6 protein-coding genes are annotated in these 15250 nt (G+C 60.7%); all 6 read right to left on the bottom strand.

What is annotated here, in order from left to right:
• Window positions 1-23: 23 nt before the first annotated feature.
• Window positions 24-749, bottom strand: a complete 726-nt coding sequence (locus tag N6L24_RS00880; RefSeq protein WP_271842758.1) for a 4'-phosphopantetheinyl transferase family protein — start codon at window positions 747-749, stop codon at window positions 24-26.
• Window positions 746-5413 (bottom strand): MupA/Atu3671 family FMN-dependent luciferase-like monooxygenase, encoded by a 4668-nt coding sequence (locus N6L24_RS00875; protein WP_271842757.1) that lies wholly within the window; start codon window positions 5411-5413, stop codon window positions 746-748. The genes N6L24_RS00880 and N6L24_RS00875 overlap by 4 nt, the downstream gene beginning before the upstream one ends.
• Before the next feature lie 3 nt (window positions 5414-5416).
• Window positions 5417-6442: a glycosyltransferase family 2 protein gene (locus tag N6L24_RS00870; protein ID WP_271842756.1), complete on the bottom strand. Its 1026-nt coding sequence runs from the start codon at window positions 6440-6442 to the stop codon at window positions 5417-5419.
• Between the two features lie 3 nt (window positions 6443-6445).
• Window positions 6446-12886 (bottom strand): type I polyketide synthase, encoded by a 6441-nt coding sequence (locus N6L24_RS00865; RefSeq protein ID WP_271842755.1) that lies wholly within the window; start codon window positions 12884-12886, stop codon window positions 6446-6448.
• Between the two features lie 99 nt (window positions 12887-12985).
• Window positions 12986-14380, bottom strand: coding sequence for an oligosaccharide flippase family protein (locus N6L24_RS00860; RefSeq protein WP_271842754.1), 1395 nt, complete (start codon window positions 14378-14380; stop codon window positions 12986-12988).
• Window positions 14377-15204, bottom strand: a complete 828-nt coding sequence (locus N6L24_RS00855; protein ID WP_334312304.1) for a glycosyltransferase — start codon at window positions 15202-15204, stop codon at window positions 14377-14379. Before N6L24_RS00855 ends, N6L24_RS00860 begins: the two co-directional genes overlap by 4 nt.
• Window positions 15205-15250: the final 46 nt, after the last annotated feature.

Here is a 15250-nt window from a genome sequence, read left to right as displayed (position 1 = left end):
AGGGTTCTGCCACCGGAATGTGGTTATCCGATGACTGAATTGCGGTGATCATCTTCCAGATCCACCCCTTCGCCGATGTGGCACAGGCTCAGGATCTGATCACCAGCCTTGATGGACGTTCCGCGGAACAAGGCCCCGTGATCAAAGCCCGGCACCGCTTTCATTAACCGCGCATCAAATCGCCCCTGATGATCAAAAACCAAAGACAGCGCGTGAAAATCGAACATTTCGTGGCTGACCGCATATTGGCATTTATAGATGGCCTCTTTGGCGCTGAAAAACCGGCGCGCGACATGGCCCCGGCGCTCAAACGGCAGTTGCCGCAGCCACGCCAGCTCTTCTGGGCGACAAATCTCGCCAAAAAGGTCTGCTTCCAGTGGGGCGTCGGGTTCCAGATCTATGCCGATGGCGCGCATGCGGTCCCGCTCTGCCACCACGGCGATACAGGCGCGGTCATCATGGGCGATGCTGCCAACAATTGCGCGCGGCCAGACCGGGGCGCGATCCGCCCCCATCGGGATGGCCGAGGGCGCGCGCCCCAATGCCAGCAGCGCCTTGCGCGCCGCAGCCCGGCCTGCGGTAAATTCGACCCGGCGCGCCGGGCGCGCAGCGGCGATGGCGGCCTCTTCGGCCTGCCACAAAGGCTCCGCCGTGTGGTCGGCGGCGGTGACAGCCACGGCAACCCGCGCGGGCACAATGGTGCGGGCCGCCATTTCAAGCATGGACAATTGGCGCAATGGCATGGTCATGGGCTCTTCTCCCGGCGGCGGGCGCGCAGGGCGCGCCGTTTTGACATCATTTCTTGTCGTGCAGAGCCCCCTTTCCCAGCGACAGAGTCAGTTGGCGCGGGTGCAGGTTGCTTTGTGGAGGGGCGCACCTGCGGCGTACCAAAGCTGGCCACACGGTCCGCCAGCGCCGACAGAACCGGGAAACGGAAAATGTCGGTGATCGACAGCTTGTCATACCCATGGCTGTCCCGCAGCAGGCGATGGGCCTGAACAGCCAAAAGACTATGGCCGCCAAGGTCAAAGAAATTGTCCCCCGCATGTACGGAATCCAGCCCAAGAATATCGCACCATATCTCCGATATTTTCGACATAATATCAGATGATTGCGCGCCATAATTCACGTTAATTTCAGCACTTAGAACGGCCGCACGCGGCGCGCGCTGTTGCGGCGCGGGCAAAGCTTTGCGATCCACCTTTTTATTTGGCGTCAGGGGGAAATCCTGCAGCGTCACAAAGTGACTGGGCACCATGTAATCAGGCATGTGCTGCGCCAGATGGGCGCGCATGGTCTCCGGCTCGGCGCTGCCGCGCAGGTAGGCCACCAGACGTACATCGCCAGGCGTATCCTCGCGCGCGATAACCACCGCCTGAGCCACCTCGGCCATCTCTTCCAGGCGGCTTTCAATTTCGCCCAGCTCAATGCGATAGCCGCGCAGTTTGACCTGAAAATCGGCGCGCCCGATGAAATCATACCCACCTGCCAGACGCGCCCGCACCAGATCGCCGGTGCGATACAGCCGCGCGCCGGGCTCAAACGGGCTATCAACAAAGCGTTCTGCGGTCAGCTCCGGGCGCTGCCAATAGCCGCGCGTGACCCCGGCGCCACCAATATAAAGCTCCCCTGCCACGCCAAGCGGCACAGGCTGCATATTCTCGCCCAACACATAAAACTGGGTATTGGCAATCGGCGTGCCGATGCTCACGACACCGTCGGCGCTTTGCGCGACTGCGGTGGAGGACCAGATCGTGGTTTCCGTTGGCCCGTACATATTGGTGATTTTCGCATCCGTCAGCGCGTTGATTTCAGCCACAAGCGTCCCAGAGAGCGCTTCGCCGCCGATCAACATCTGGTCAATCTGCCCCAGTGCGACAGCGGCATTCTCGTCCATCGTCAGCATACGCGCCATCGCGGGGGTGCATTGCAGATGCGTTGCCTTATGGCGCATGATCTGCCCAGCAATCGACACATCATCATTGCGCACCCCGCCCCCGTGGTTACAGCGCGCGACAACCTCGGCCAGCGGTTTCAAACCTTCAAGCACCACGTCGGTATCAATGCCGTAATCAATCAGGCAGGCCACTTCGGTGACGCCGATCTTTTTCAGCGCCTCAACCTTTTCAACGCAATCCTCCACCGTGCCAAACAGGCCGGAATCTTCAAAATAGCGCAGGAAGGCAAAATCCAAGATGCCCTCCAGTTCCTCGTCATTCAGGCTGCCAAGATCGAGTTCAAAGGGGTTTTTCACCCCTTCCGGTTTCTTGAAGGCGGGGAAGGCCCATGCGTATTGCTTGATCAGACCAGCGGCAGACCGCAGGTAGTCTTTCATCGGATCGCGCGCAATCTCGCGCACTTCTTCGCGGTCTGCGCCGACAAAACTATGCAGCATCAGCGTGACCTTAAAGGCCTTTGGGTCATGCCCCGCTTCGCGCAGTGCATCATGGTATAACGCAATCTTTTCAGCTACTTCACCGATACTCTGTCCCAGAAGGTGGGTCAGAACATGGGTGCCATTGCGGCCCGCTTCGCGCCAGGTTTCCGGGTTGCCTGCGGTTGTCACCCACAGATCAGGCTGTTCGGACACGGGCCGGGGCTGAGTGATCACAGGCATCATGCTGCCATCCTGGCGGGCGAATTCGACCGCTTCACCGCGCCAGAGTTTGCGCAGATCCTTGATCTGCTCAAACATCGCCGGTTTATTGGCGGGCGGCGTGTTTTCGGGGCGCAGGACAAAGTCATCCGGCTGCCAGCCGCTGGCAATCGCCAGCCCTGCCTTGCCATTGGTCAGATTGTCAATGACGGCCCATTCTTCGGCAATGCGCGCCGTATGATGCAGCGGCGCAACGCAGCTGCCTGCCCGCACGCCAATATTGCGCGTCATCCCGGCCACGGCTGCGCCGGTTACAGAGGGGTTCGGATAGGGGCCACCAAAGGCGTGGAAATGCCGCTCAGGCGTCCAGATCGCGCAAAATCCGTTGTCATCGGCAAATTTCGCCCCCTCCAGCAGCAGCCGATATTTACCGGATCCCGCCCCATCGTCATTGCCCCAGTAATAGAGGCTGAAATCCATCGGCGTTCCGCCGCTGCCGACCGGGCCGTTGGAAATCTGTGTGGCGCTTTCATCACCACTGAGCACCAGCTTGTAGCCGCGTGACAGCGTGTAAAACAGCTCCAACACCGAAATATCAAACGAAAGGCTGGTAACAGCCAGCCAAACCGGATCATCCGCCGGCGGAATGCGCGCATCCATCCCGGCAAAGAAATTGGCGACATTGCCATGCTCGACCATGACCCCTTTGGGGCGCCCGGTAGAGCCGGAAGTATAGATCATATAAGCGAGATCACGGCCCGACACAGCCGGCAGATCCGCACGCGCACCGGGGCTGGTATCTTGGCAGCTGGCATCGACATCGATCTCCAGCAGCTGCGCGGCCGTATCCGGCAGCTCAGCTGAAATCGTCGATTGGGTGATAATCAGCTGCGTGGCGCTGTCTTCTATGTAAAGCGCGATGCGGTCGGCAGGAAAGCTCGGATCGAGTGGCAGATAGGCGGCCCCTGCTTTCATCACCGCAAGGCAGGCCACCACAAGATCAAGTGAGCGTTTGCAATGCACGCCAATGATGTCGCCTTTTTGAACGCCGCGCGCAATCAGCGCGGCGGCTGTGCGGGTGGCGCGGGCCTCAAGCTCCGCATAGGTCAGCGTGCCATGGGCAAAGACCACGGCTGTTTTGTCTGGGGTTTCAGCCGCTTGCGCAGCAATGGCGGCCACCATGCTTTGATCAAGATCCACCGCAACGGCGGTTTCATTCGCCGTGTTCACAAGTGCGTCGCGCTCAGCAACAGGTAACGGATCCAACGCGCTGCGCAGGAGTGCGCCATCGGCCACCTGCCGCGCGATTAAGGCCAGACGCGCCATCAGGCGCGCGGCGTGATCTTCGGTCACGCGGTTTTGGTCATAGCGCAGCCGCAGCCCGGCCTCGGTCATCACCAGATTCAGCGGCACGGTTTCCAGCGTGCTGGCATCAGGGTCACAGATGACGGCGATATCTGGGTCTGTGATCGGGGCGATATCAGGCGCGCGCGCCACAAGGTCCAGCGCATAGCTGTCCTTGGCGCAAAGCCTGGCAAACTGATCTTCTGCCGATTGAACCACTGCGGAGAGCGGCGTGTCTTCAGAGGGGCGCAGCGCGAAGGGCACCCAAGGTGCCACATAACCCGCCGCATGGGTCATGCCCTCAGCCACCAGCGCCAGATGCGCGGGGGCCTCGCTACCGCTGGTTTCGGCCAGCAGGGCAATGGCGGCCAAGCGCGCCGCGACACTCATGCCCTCTGGGAGATCAACTGGCAGGCTCGCGAAATCAGCGGCCTCATCGGATGTTGCGATCAGCGGCAATTTCGCGGGCACGAACCCGGCAAGGACATCGCGCCAAAAGCTTTCGTGGGGGGCAATTTTGCTCTGCGCTGCGGTCAGCCGTTCAGGTGATTGCGGCGCAGCAAGCGGCTGCCCTGCTTGGGCAATGTCTGCAGGCTGCAGCGCGCGGCCCATGGCATCGGTGAGGCCGCTGAGCGTGACGGCCCCGTCAGCCGTGGCCACGGTCAGCGCCGCCTCTGTCACATCAAGGATCTGACCGGGCTGCCCCTGACCGCTCGCAATCTCCGCCGCACCCACGCAGGCGATGACGCCATTAAGTGATATTTTGGGGCACGTCAGCGGATTGAAATAATCGCCGTGATCCAGCGCGCGCACCATGTTGATGATCTCGGAAGATGTGCCGTCAAAACTGAGACGCCCGAAGGCCTCAGGCCGCTGATCACGCGCGAAATAGCGCCGTTTGCTCAGATCCTGAGGCTGACGCGGGAGCGTTGCGGTAGAAAGGGCTGCAACCACGTCCGGGAAACTGTCGAGCGCTGCGCCAAAGCTTTTGGTGTTCAGCGTGAGCGCGGTATCGCTTTCGCGGATGTCAAACAGGCGCTGAACAAGGATGTCGCCCTCGTCGATGCCGTTTTCGATCATGTGCCAGCTGATGCCGTGGCGGTATTCGCCGTTCAGCCGCGCCCAGACCGGCGCATTGAGACCGGCGTAATCAGGCAGCGGGCCATCATGGAAATTCACCGCGCCGCGTTGGGCCGCGCGCAGCATCCGTTCTGGGATAATCTGCAAATTGGCAATGCTTAGGAGCCAGTCATACTCGGCTTTCACCGTCAGCGCCGATAGCGCGCCGTCGTGGTGCTGACAGGGCAAGCCTTCGGCCTTGGCCCAAGCAGCGATGGCGTCGTTCCGGGTCAGGATCATGGCGATATCGTGGCCTGCGGCGCGCCAAATCTTGGCGCATTCGATCAGAAGCGATTCATTGCCAATCATCAGTGCACGCTGCGGTGCCTGTCCGGATGGACGCTCGATATTCATTGCCTACTCTCCGTGCAAAGGCCTTAAACCCTTGGGATAATCAATTTTTCTCTGACGTCGATTGTCGCGCCCAATCGCCGCCTTTGCCGCATGATATGCCATATCAATGAGGAAATATTTGGGCTGCTCTGTGGTTCTTCGTTGCACAAAACCGCGCAAACGCGCGATGGCCCCGCCAGTCAAATGCGCCAGCGTCGCGGCAATCGCATAGCCATACCCATGGTTGCGCCGGAAATAGTGCCACCGGCTATCCAGCCAGAAGCCCGGAATGCGCTGCCAGCTTTTCATGCCGGTTGAGACAGAGCCGATATGCATCACTTCACTTTCGCGCACATAATCGGTCGACCACCCGGCGCGTTGCGCACGCAGGCACAGATCCGTCTCTTCGAAATACAGAAAATAGGCCTCATCAAACAGGCCAATCTCTTCCAGCGTCTGCCGCCGCATCATCATTGACGCCCCGGCCAGCCAATCCACGCGGCAGGTCTGCGCGGGCACCGGCAACGGAACAATCGCATGTTTCAAGAGGCGGCTGATTGGCCCCAGACGCGCCGCGCCTTCCAGCTCTCCGCTTATGGAGGGAAAACGGAAAGCCGTCAGGTGCGGCGCATAATCCGGCCCGTGGATATAACTCCCCGCAAAGCCGGTGTTGGGATGCTGATCCAGATGCTGGCGCAGGGCATTGATCGCGCCGGTTTGCGGAAAGGCATCTGAATTCAGAATGAAAAAGTAATCTGGCAGTGCGCCGTCAATCCCACAGGCAAAACCATGGCGAATGCCAAAATTATTGCCCGCGCCAAAACCGCCATTGCGGCCCGATTGCAGCACCTCAATGCGCGTCTGTGGCCAGCCCTTGGCCGCAACGCCTGCCTGAAGCGCCTCAAACGAGCCGTCGCCACTGTCGTTGTCGACAATGACAATCTTGCCCGGGATATTGGCCATATCTGCATATGCGGCCTCAGCCGCCTGCAGCGTCATTTCGGCGGTGCGATAATTCAGAATAACCGTCCAAACGGTGCTATCGGTCATGGCTTACTCCGCAGCCGGGCGAAAGGGCACCACCACCTGGTGGCGCGCCTCGGCGCGTTCAATTTCTTTTTGGATCTGCGCGGCCAAGACCCGCACGTTCGGCTCCAGCACCATACTGTCATGATCCCCGGGCACTTCGCTCACCACCAGATCGGACACATATTGCCCCCAGTCGTTGTCCGGCAGCACATAGGTGCGCTCGCTGTTGACCCAGCGATCCGGCCCCACCTGCCATTTACCGACAAGCGGCGGACGGAAAAGCGCCACCCGCCCCTGCCAGGGACGCAGCTGATATTTCGGCAAGGCGCGGTAAAACGCGGCTTCGATCTCAGCATTATGGAACTGCGCGCCCACCGTGTCATCGGTGGCCTCGGGCCGGCGGCGCTTTTGCAGCTCCCATGCGACGCGGTTCTTGATCCAGCGTGCCAGATAGCCCGGCCCGCCCGCTTTGAGTTCCTGCATCTGAATGGCAATGCGATCCTCGCGCGACAGGGGGCGGCGCAGCGGCAATGGCGTGTCCAGCATCACCAAAAGCGAAACCTCTTCGCCCATCTCGGTCAACTGCTGCGCCATTTCATAAGCAGTAATGCCACCGCCTGAAAACCCGCCCAGCAGATACGGCCCCTTGGGCTGCACCTGCCGCAATTCAGCAAGGTAATCGCGCGCGGCCTCGGCCAGATCATCATGCGGGGCAGCATCGCCAAACAACCCCCGCGCCTGCAGCCCGTAAATGGGCCGGTCCGCGCCGATCAGATGCGCCAGATGGCGCAGGTTCAGCACATTGCCATACATGCCCGCCACCAGGAAAAACGGGGTTTTTTCGCTGTCAGCGGCCACTTGCATCGGCACGATATGCGTATAGCGGCGCTCTGGCACTTCGGCCTTGGCGGTCTCTGCGGGCTGCGGGCTCTCACTTGCGGCGGCAGGACCAATACGCTCCGCAATCAGCGCCGCGCATTGCGCAATGGTCGGTGCCTCAAACAGCACTGAAATTGGAAAATCAATCTGATAGGTCTTTTTCACCATGGAAAACAGCCGCACAGCGACCAGCGAATGCCCGCCCAGATCAAAGAAACTGTCCTGCGTGCCCACCTCGTCGATGCCCAGAAGCTCCTGCCAGAACTGCGCCAGCGTGCGTTCGATATCATTGGCGGGGGCAACAAATTCTGAATCCAGATCCGGGCGCTCAAAGCCCTGGTTTTGGGCCGGATCATCCGCGCCAAGCGCATCAAGCTGCGCCGACAGGCCAGCAAGATCAAGCGACGAGACAATGACCTGCGACAGGCCTTTGGCGCCTTGGCCTCTTTGGCCCATCTGACCCATGGCACGCCGCAACGCTTCGCCGCCCAGCTGCGCCGGGATCCCTTCGGCCACGGTTTGCTGGAGCCGCTGTTCATTGGCCGATAGCGGCTGCACCTGTTGCGCGGCCCCGTCCCGCAGAATTTCCGAGGCTTTCGGCGCGGGCATGGCATTCAGCGCAAAGCCCCCAGCCAGACGCCGCAGGGTCAGCCCCTGCACTTCGACACAGACAGAGCCGTTTTTGTCGGCCAGCACCACGTCAAACCGCGCGGTGCCGCTGCCTGAAGTGCCGTCCACCAATCGCACCCAACTGACGATCTGCGCCGGCAAAGCCCCATAGTGACGCAGCGCGTCATAGCGCACCGGCACCCAAAGGTTTCCGGCCTGATAGCCATCAATCAATTGCATCGCCCAGCCAGTGCCCAAATCAAGCAAACCGGGGTGCAGCGCCATGCCTTTTGCCTCTTGGCGCAGATGATCCGGAAGCGTCAATTCGGCCAGCCCCTCGCCCGCGCCCAGCGCTGTCTGCGTCACCACCTGCCAATGCGGTCCAAAGCGCAGATGTGCCTCTTGCGGGCTGCGCAAGGTTTCGCCCGGCTTGGCCTGCGCAACATCTTGATCGCAACGCGCGCGCACCGCCGCCAGATCAAACCCGGTCGGTTGCGGCATCGCGGACATGGCAATACGCCCTTCGGCGTGCACGACAAAGCCGTCACGATAATCGGCCAGCACCGCAAGATCATATCCCGCATCGGTTGGCGTGAGCCTCAGCCGCAGCGCGCGGGTCGCGCCCTCAGTCACATGCAGCGCCCGTAGAAAAGTCAAATCCCGCACAGCATAGGCCCGCGCGCCATCCAGCACCTGCATCGCTTCTGAAATCAGCGACAGATACCCTGTGCCGGGCATGATCGCCTCTCCCAGCAGGCTGCGGTGCTGATCCAACATCCATGTGGTGTCGGCGTCAAGCGTGGCCTCAAACGTCAGGGTGCCATCGGCGTCGATCGCCACGTCAGACAAGGTCGGGGCCTCAACCGGGCGTCGCTTGGTCGGCTTGGCGCTTGTGTCGGCGGCAATCGCCTCGGCAGCCATGCCCACATCAGACCACACCCCCCAATTGACGGCGAGAACCTTGGTCTGATCACCGGCACGGCTTTGGGCATAGGCGTTGAGGAACTCATTTGCGGCGACGTAGTCGACCTGCCCCGCCGGAGTGATCACCGTGGAGGTCGAGGCAAAGAGCACCAGCCAGTCCAATGCACCATCGGCAAACAGCTGGTCCAGCACCAGGGTGCCGTGCAGTTTGGGGGCCAGCACGTCTTCGACATCGGCGGAAGATTTGGACAGCATCGGCGCGTCATTAATCACGCCCGCAGCATGGATGACCCCGGTGATCGCGCCAAATTGCGCCAAGATATCCTCTTTGGCGGCGCGCATGTCGTTGATATTGTTCACATCCGCCACAACAATTTTTAGATTGCCGGGCAATGCCTCCAGCTCGCGGACGATTGCGATCTGACGCGCGCGACGATCGGTGCTGCCGGTAAATTCAAGAATACTATCCCACTCGCTGCGCGCGGGCAGTGCGCGACGGGTTTGCAGGACCACATTGGCCCCAGCCTGCAGCATGTCCCGGGCGACGGTCACGCCGATGCCGCCAAAACCGCCTGTGATCAGATAGGTGGCACCCGCCTGCCATTCTAGTGCGGCCTGCGCGGGCAGCGGCAGGGGTTTGCTGGTTTTGACAAAGCGGCGCGCGCCGCGATAGGCCACTTGCGCAGTTTCCGGCGGGGCCATCAGATCTTCGGTCAAAAGCGGCAGCAAAGCCCCGACATCCAGCTCATCCACATCAATGCTTTTGCACGACAGGCCGGGCACCTCACGCGGCATCACGCCCAGCGGGCCTCGGATGGTGGCTTTTTCCGGCTGCGGCAGCCCCTCCTGTCGCAGTTGCGCCGCACCATTGGTGACGGCTGTCAACTGAATAGGCCGCGCAAGGTTTTCCGATACCATGGCTTGGCCAAGGAACATCAGGCTGTAAAACCCCTGCTCAAGATTGCGATGAAAGAAACTGCTGCCCGGGCGATGGCTTGCGCTCGCCGTCAGCAGCCAGAGATGCACAATCCGGTCCGGCGCACGGCCAAGGGCGATCAGGTCGGCCAACAGCTGGTCATACCCTTCGCGGCCGCGCTCTGGGGCCAGAAGATAGTGATCCTCGCTGACGCGATCATAAGCGTCACCCGCCGCCACGGTAATTACGGTCTGCCCGGCAGCGCGCAGCTTGCCTGTCAGCGCCGTGCCCAGGCCAGCGTCATCCAGAAAAATCAGCCAAGTGTGCGGCACCGCCAGTGTCAGGTCCTCGGCCAGATCAACGTCACACTCTGCCGCGCGCGGCATCCAAGCGCTACGATAGCCCCAATCGGCCATGTTTTCCTGACGCAACAGCGCCTCTGTCGCGGTACTGGCGTGACTGCCGGGTGCAATGAAATAGGAACTGCGCTGAAACTGATAGGTCGGCAGGATCACGCGATTGCGCCGCGCCTCGCCCCAGATTTGTGCCCAGTCAAATCCAGCGCCACAGGCCCAGAGCTGTCCCAGCACCTGCATGAAATACAGATCATCCTCAATCTCTTCCTGCGGATGGCGCAGGCTGGACAGGGTGCGCCCCGCGCCGACCTGCCGGTTCATCCGCGCCAGCGAGTTGAGCGCTTTGCCCGGGCCAACCTCAAGAAAGATGCGGCCCGGTTTGGCAGCGCAGGTCTCAACGCAGGCGGCAAAGCGCACGGTGCCGCGCAGATGGCCCACCCAATACATCGGGTCCATCGCCTCGGCGTCGCTCAGCAGTTGACCGCTGCGGTTCGACATAATCGGCAGGTTTGGCGCGCTCAGGGTGATCTGGCGCAGATAGGCCTCGAATTTTGCCAGGATCGGCTCCAGCATGCGCGAATGGGCGGCAATATCGATGGCGATACGCTGCGCCTCAATCTCATCCGCCGCCAAACGCTCCGCCAGTGCCTGAAGCGTAGCATCGGGGCCAGAAACCACCGTCAAATCGGCTGCATTTTCCGCAGCAATATCAAGATCATCATCCAGATAGGGGTGAAGCGCATCCAGCGCCAGCGGTACGCTGAGCATGCCGCCCGCAGGCACCGTGTCAAACAGTTGACCGCGCAAAAGAACCAGCCCGATGCAGTCCTCAAAGCTCATGACTCCGGCCAGACAGGCGGCAGTGTTTTCGCCCATGGAATGGCCCATCAGCACCGCAGGCGTTACACCCCAACTCATCCAGAGCTGCGCCAGCGCATATTCGACAATCATGATCAGCGGCAGTTGCAGCGAGGGCTGTTTTAGCTGTTCATCAGCGGCTGTCAGATCCATCCCTTCGGCAAGCCAAAGCGCGCGCACATCATGGCTGACCTTGGCCTGCAGGATATCCAGCCCGCGGTCCATCCAATCCTGAAACACCGGCTCGGTTTCATAAAGGTCCTGCGCCATGCGGGCATATTGCGCGCCGCCGCCGGGGAACATGAACACGACCTCAGGGTCGGCATGATCTGCGGTATGGGTGAAAACGCGGCGCTCGGTCTTTTCGTCTAGAAGCGTCGCCGCCTCCGCGTGATCGCGCGCCACAACAATGCGGCGCTTTTCAAACGCGCGGCGGCCTTTTTGCAACGTATAGGCGACATCCGCCAGATCCTGATCAGGATGGGCGCGCAGATGCGCAGCGAGCGCGGCGCAATTGGCGTCCAGCGCCTTCGCGTTGCGTCCGGATATGGTCAACAGGTGATAGGGCCAATCCGAAGGCTCGGACGCCGGGCGCTGTGGGGCCTCTTGGACAATCACATGGGCGTTGGTGCCCCCGACGCCGAGCGAATTAACGCCCGCACGGCGCGGCCCCTTATGACTCTCCCAGGGCTGCAAGGCAGCGTTGACCTCAAACGGGCTGCTTTCAAAATCAATCGCCGGGTTCGGGGCCTCAAACCCAAGCGACGGCGGCATCTGTTTGTGATGCAGCGACAGCGCGGTTTTGATCAGGCTGGCCGCCCCGGCGGCGGTGTCCAAATGGCCGATGTTGGTTTTGACCGATCCGATGCGGCAATAGCCGCGCGCATCGGTGGTCTCGCGGAAAGCTTCGGTCAGGGCTGCCACCTCAATCGGGTCGCCCAGATAGGTGCCGGTGCCGTGGCATTCGACATAATCGATGGTATCAGCGGTGACATCCGCCATGGCCTGCGCGTCGGCAATTGCGGCGGCTTGCCCATCCACAGACGGGGCCAGATAACCCGCCTTGGCCGAGCCGTCGTTATTGACCGCAGAGCCGCGAATGACGCCCCAGATATGATCGCCATCCGCCAAAGCATCCGCCATGCGGCGCAGCACGACAACGCCCGCGCCGCTGCCAAAGACCGTGCCCTGAGCGCGGTGATCAAAGGCGTGGCAGTGACCGTCGGGCGAGAGGATTTCCCCCTCTTCAAAGATATAGCCGCGCTTGTGCGGCAACTCGATCGTGACGCCGCCCGCCAGCGCCATGTCACATTCGCCATTCAAAAGCGCCTGACAGGCGTAATGCGCGGCAACCAGCGAGGTGGAACATGCAGTCTGCACCGACAGGCTGGGGCCCTTCAGATCCAGAATATGGCTCAGCCGGGTCGAGAGGAAATCCTTGTCGTTGCCGGTATGGCGCAGCAGGAACATGCCGGTGCTGTCCACCAGCTCCGGGTTGCTGCAGACATTGAAATAGAAATAGCTGCCCATGCCGCAGCCGCCAAAGACGCCAATGTCGCCTTCAAACCGTTCAGGCATGTGACCGGCGATTTCCAGCGCTTCCCAGCTGACTTCCAGAAACTGGCGATGCTGCGGGTCCATGATTGCGGCTTCTTTGGGGCTGAGGCCAAAGAACTCCGCATCAAATTTTTCGAAATCCTCCAGAATCGCCGCCGCGCGCACATAGTTCTTGTGGCGCAGGCGCGACGGGCTTTCCCCTGCCTCCAGCAGCGCCTCTTCGCTCAGCGGGGTGATACATTCCACCCCGTCCCGCAGATTGGTCCAATAGTCCTCAAGCGTTGCAGAGCCTGGCAAATGCGCCGCCATGCCCACAATCGCAATATCGTTCTCGGTCCAATAATCCGCTTCTGTTTCCGTCGCCATAGTCCGCTCGATCACAATCCTTCGGCGGGCGCACTTGGGTAAGCCGCCGCACTCGTTACAGAAAACCTAGCTGCCAATGAGAGCGGCAACTGGGACAGATCAAGGCGAATTCAAGGCGATCAGCGCCGCAACCGCGGGCCAGTTCAAGGTCAGGGCAACTGCCATCAAGCCCCCGCCGACGACCGCAAAAAACGCATCATGCAGCGGGTCCCAGGTGCCTTGGTGGCGCGCCAGCCAGATCACAACCGGATAGACCAGAAGCATCGCAAGCCCCTGCCCCGTAAACGCACCAAGCAGACCGAAATATTCGACCCCAATCAACAACCCCAGAAGCAGCATGATCGCGCGTGCTGCAATCAGCACGAAAAAGCGTCGTGAGTCCCCTGCCGCCAGAGCTGCTTGATCATAGGTCAAAATGATCAATTGCGGAAGCTGCGCGCATGCGACCACCACCAAGATACCCGATGCAAGCACATAACGCGGGTCATACAACGTCGTGACCAGCCAGGTGGAAAGCCCTCCAACAGCAAACAACATCGCCAAAAGCGCTCCTGAAAGCAGAAAGCGCATTTTCTGCAATTTCTTGAAATTTGCCCGCGATTCCTTTGGTGGTTTCTCACGATAAATCGGGATCAGCAGGCGCGCGATAAAAGTGATGCCCAGCACCAGCGGAAAACTGCCGAGAAAATAGCCGATATTGTAGATCCCCAGGATCTCAAGGTTCAGGTATTTACCCAGGATAATCTTGTCGCCCTGACTGAGGAAAAACCCCATCAGCGTGCTGAGAAAAATCCATTTGCCAAAATGGATCAGCTCATCGCGCGCCGCCGGTTCCCAGCGAAAGCGATTGGCCTGTCCCGGCAGGAACAGCATCGCCAGAACCAGATGCGCCAAAGCGCCGATAATGCCACTAATGACCAGCGCCCAGACTGATTGCAGCAGGTAGGCGAAAGCCAGCGCGACAAGCAGACCAACAACCTGCGCGCCAAGGTCAATCACCGTGAGGCGACCAAATTTGAGATGGCGGTTGGCGGTTTCCATGCGTGTTGGGTTAAAGCCGGAAATGACAAGCGTCAGGCCCACTGCAGGCAGCAATTGGGTCATCTGCGGCGCATCAAAGAACCGCGCTGCGGGAATGGCGAGCGCAAAGGTCACGCCCCACAGCAAAAAGCCCCGGATGACTTGAATGGTCCAGGCCGTGTCCAGAAAATCCTGATCATCGCCGCGTTTGCTTTGCAGGATCGAGGGTTTGACCCCGACGTCGGAAAAATTGTTCAGCCCCTGCAAAAACACATAGATCAGCGTCATCATGCCAAAGGCTTCGGGAAACAGCAGCCGGGTCAAAATCAGGTTGGATGCCAGACGCAAAATCTGCGCCGCGCCAAATCCGGCCACGGTCAGCGCCGCGCCCCGCATCAGCCGGGCGCTGAAGGCCTCGCCTGTCAGCAGCCCGCGCGCACGGGTCATGATCCCGGATTTCTGCGCCGCGCTCATCGACCGCGGCTCCAGGTTTGGGCAGCGGGATCATTGGTAAACCGCACGATGGCGGAGACAATCCCATAGACCAAGAACCCCAGCGGGCGCTGACTGGCCGCGCGCGCCAGCTCGCCCTTAGTCATTTGGCCTTTGTCTTCGTGCTGCATCAATCGCGGATATCGATCGGCAAGCTGCGCAACGCCCGCGTTTTGGCGGCGGCGCACTTTGATCAGGTTTTTCCAACCCTCGGCCACTGGCCAGATGTAGGTTCCGGGCACGGCAAGCCGTTCACGCGGTTTGAAATGCAGCCGTACAAACATGTCATCAGAGATGATGTCGGGAAAATCCTCCCAACGGGCCCGCCCGGCCTTGTTGACACCAAACAGCCCGGCACCGGGCACGGATTTCGCCATGAAGGGGACTTTGGACCAAAAGCGCGCATAGGCGCGGCTGACGCGGCTGGCCGCCGCCATCTGCAACTGCCCGCTGGCCCAGGCCGGCGTGTCGCGATCCAGCGCACGCTCCATCTGCCACAACAGCCGTGGGCTTACGCGCACATCCGCATCCAGATAGATGCGAATGTCGCCCTTGGCGGCGTGATCACCCACGTTCAGCGCATGCAGCTTATTGCCAATCTTCAGCTCGATCACGTCAAGCGCCCAGCCCTTTTCCTCTGCCAGCACCGCATAGCGACGGGCAATGTCGGCGGTCTTGTCCGTACAGCCATTGGCCACGACAATGATCTGCGCGCCTTGCAATCTTTCTGAGGCCAGGACCGCCTCAAGACAGGCGCTCATCCAGAGCGCTTCGTTACTTGCTGGGATGATGATGCTCGTTTTCACCAAATTCCGCCTTTTACTGGCTTGATTCTGCTCGGATTTCCGGCTC

It is taken from the genome of Cognatishimia sp. SS12 (assembly GCF_028369055.1).
Lineage (GTDB): Bacteria > Pseudomonadota > Alphaproteobacteria > Rhodobacterales > Rhodobacteraceae > Cognatishimia.
The sequence above is the reverse complement of the archived record's forward strand: the minus strand, read 5'-3'. Positions and strand labels throughout refer to the sequence as shown.

What these genes read in the sequence shown, in the direction of transcription:
- N6L24_RS00870 (WP_271842756.1), bottom strand. Translation starts at nt 6,442, where the DNA reads ATGACCGATAGCACCGTTTGGACGGTTATTCTGAATTATCGCACCGCC.
- N6L24_RS00860 (WP_271842754.1), bottom strand. Translation starts at nt 14,380, where the DNA reads ATGAGCGCGGCGCAGAAATCCGGGATCATGACCCGTGCGCGCGGGCTG.
- N6L24_RS00880 (WP_271842758.1), bottom strand. Translation starts at nt 749, where the DNA reads ATGACCATGCCATTGCGCCAATTGTCCATGCTTGAAATGGCGGCCCGC.
- N6L24_RS00875 (WP_271842757.1), bottom strand. Translation starts at nt 5,413, where the DNA reads ATGAATATCGAGCGTCCATCCGGACAGGCACCGCAGCGTGCACTGATG.
- N6L24_RS00865 (WP_271842755.1), bottom strand. Translation starts at nt 12,886, where the DNA reads ATGGCGACGGAAACAGAAGCGGATTATTGGACCGAGAACGATATTGCG.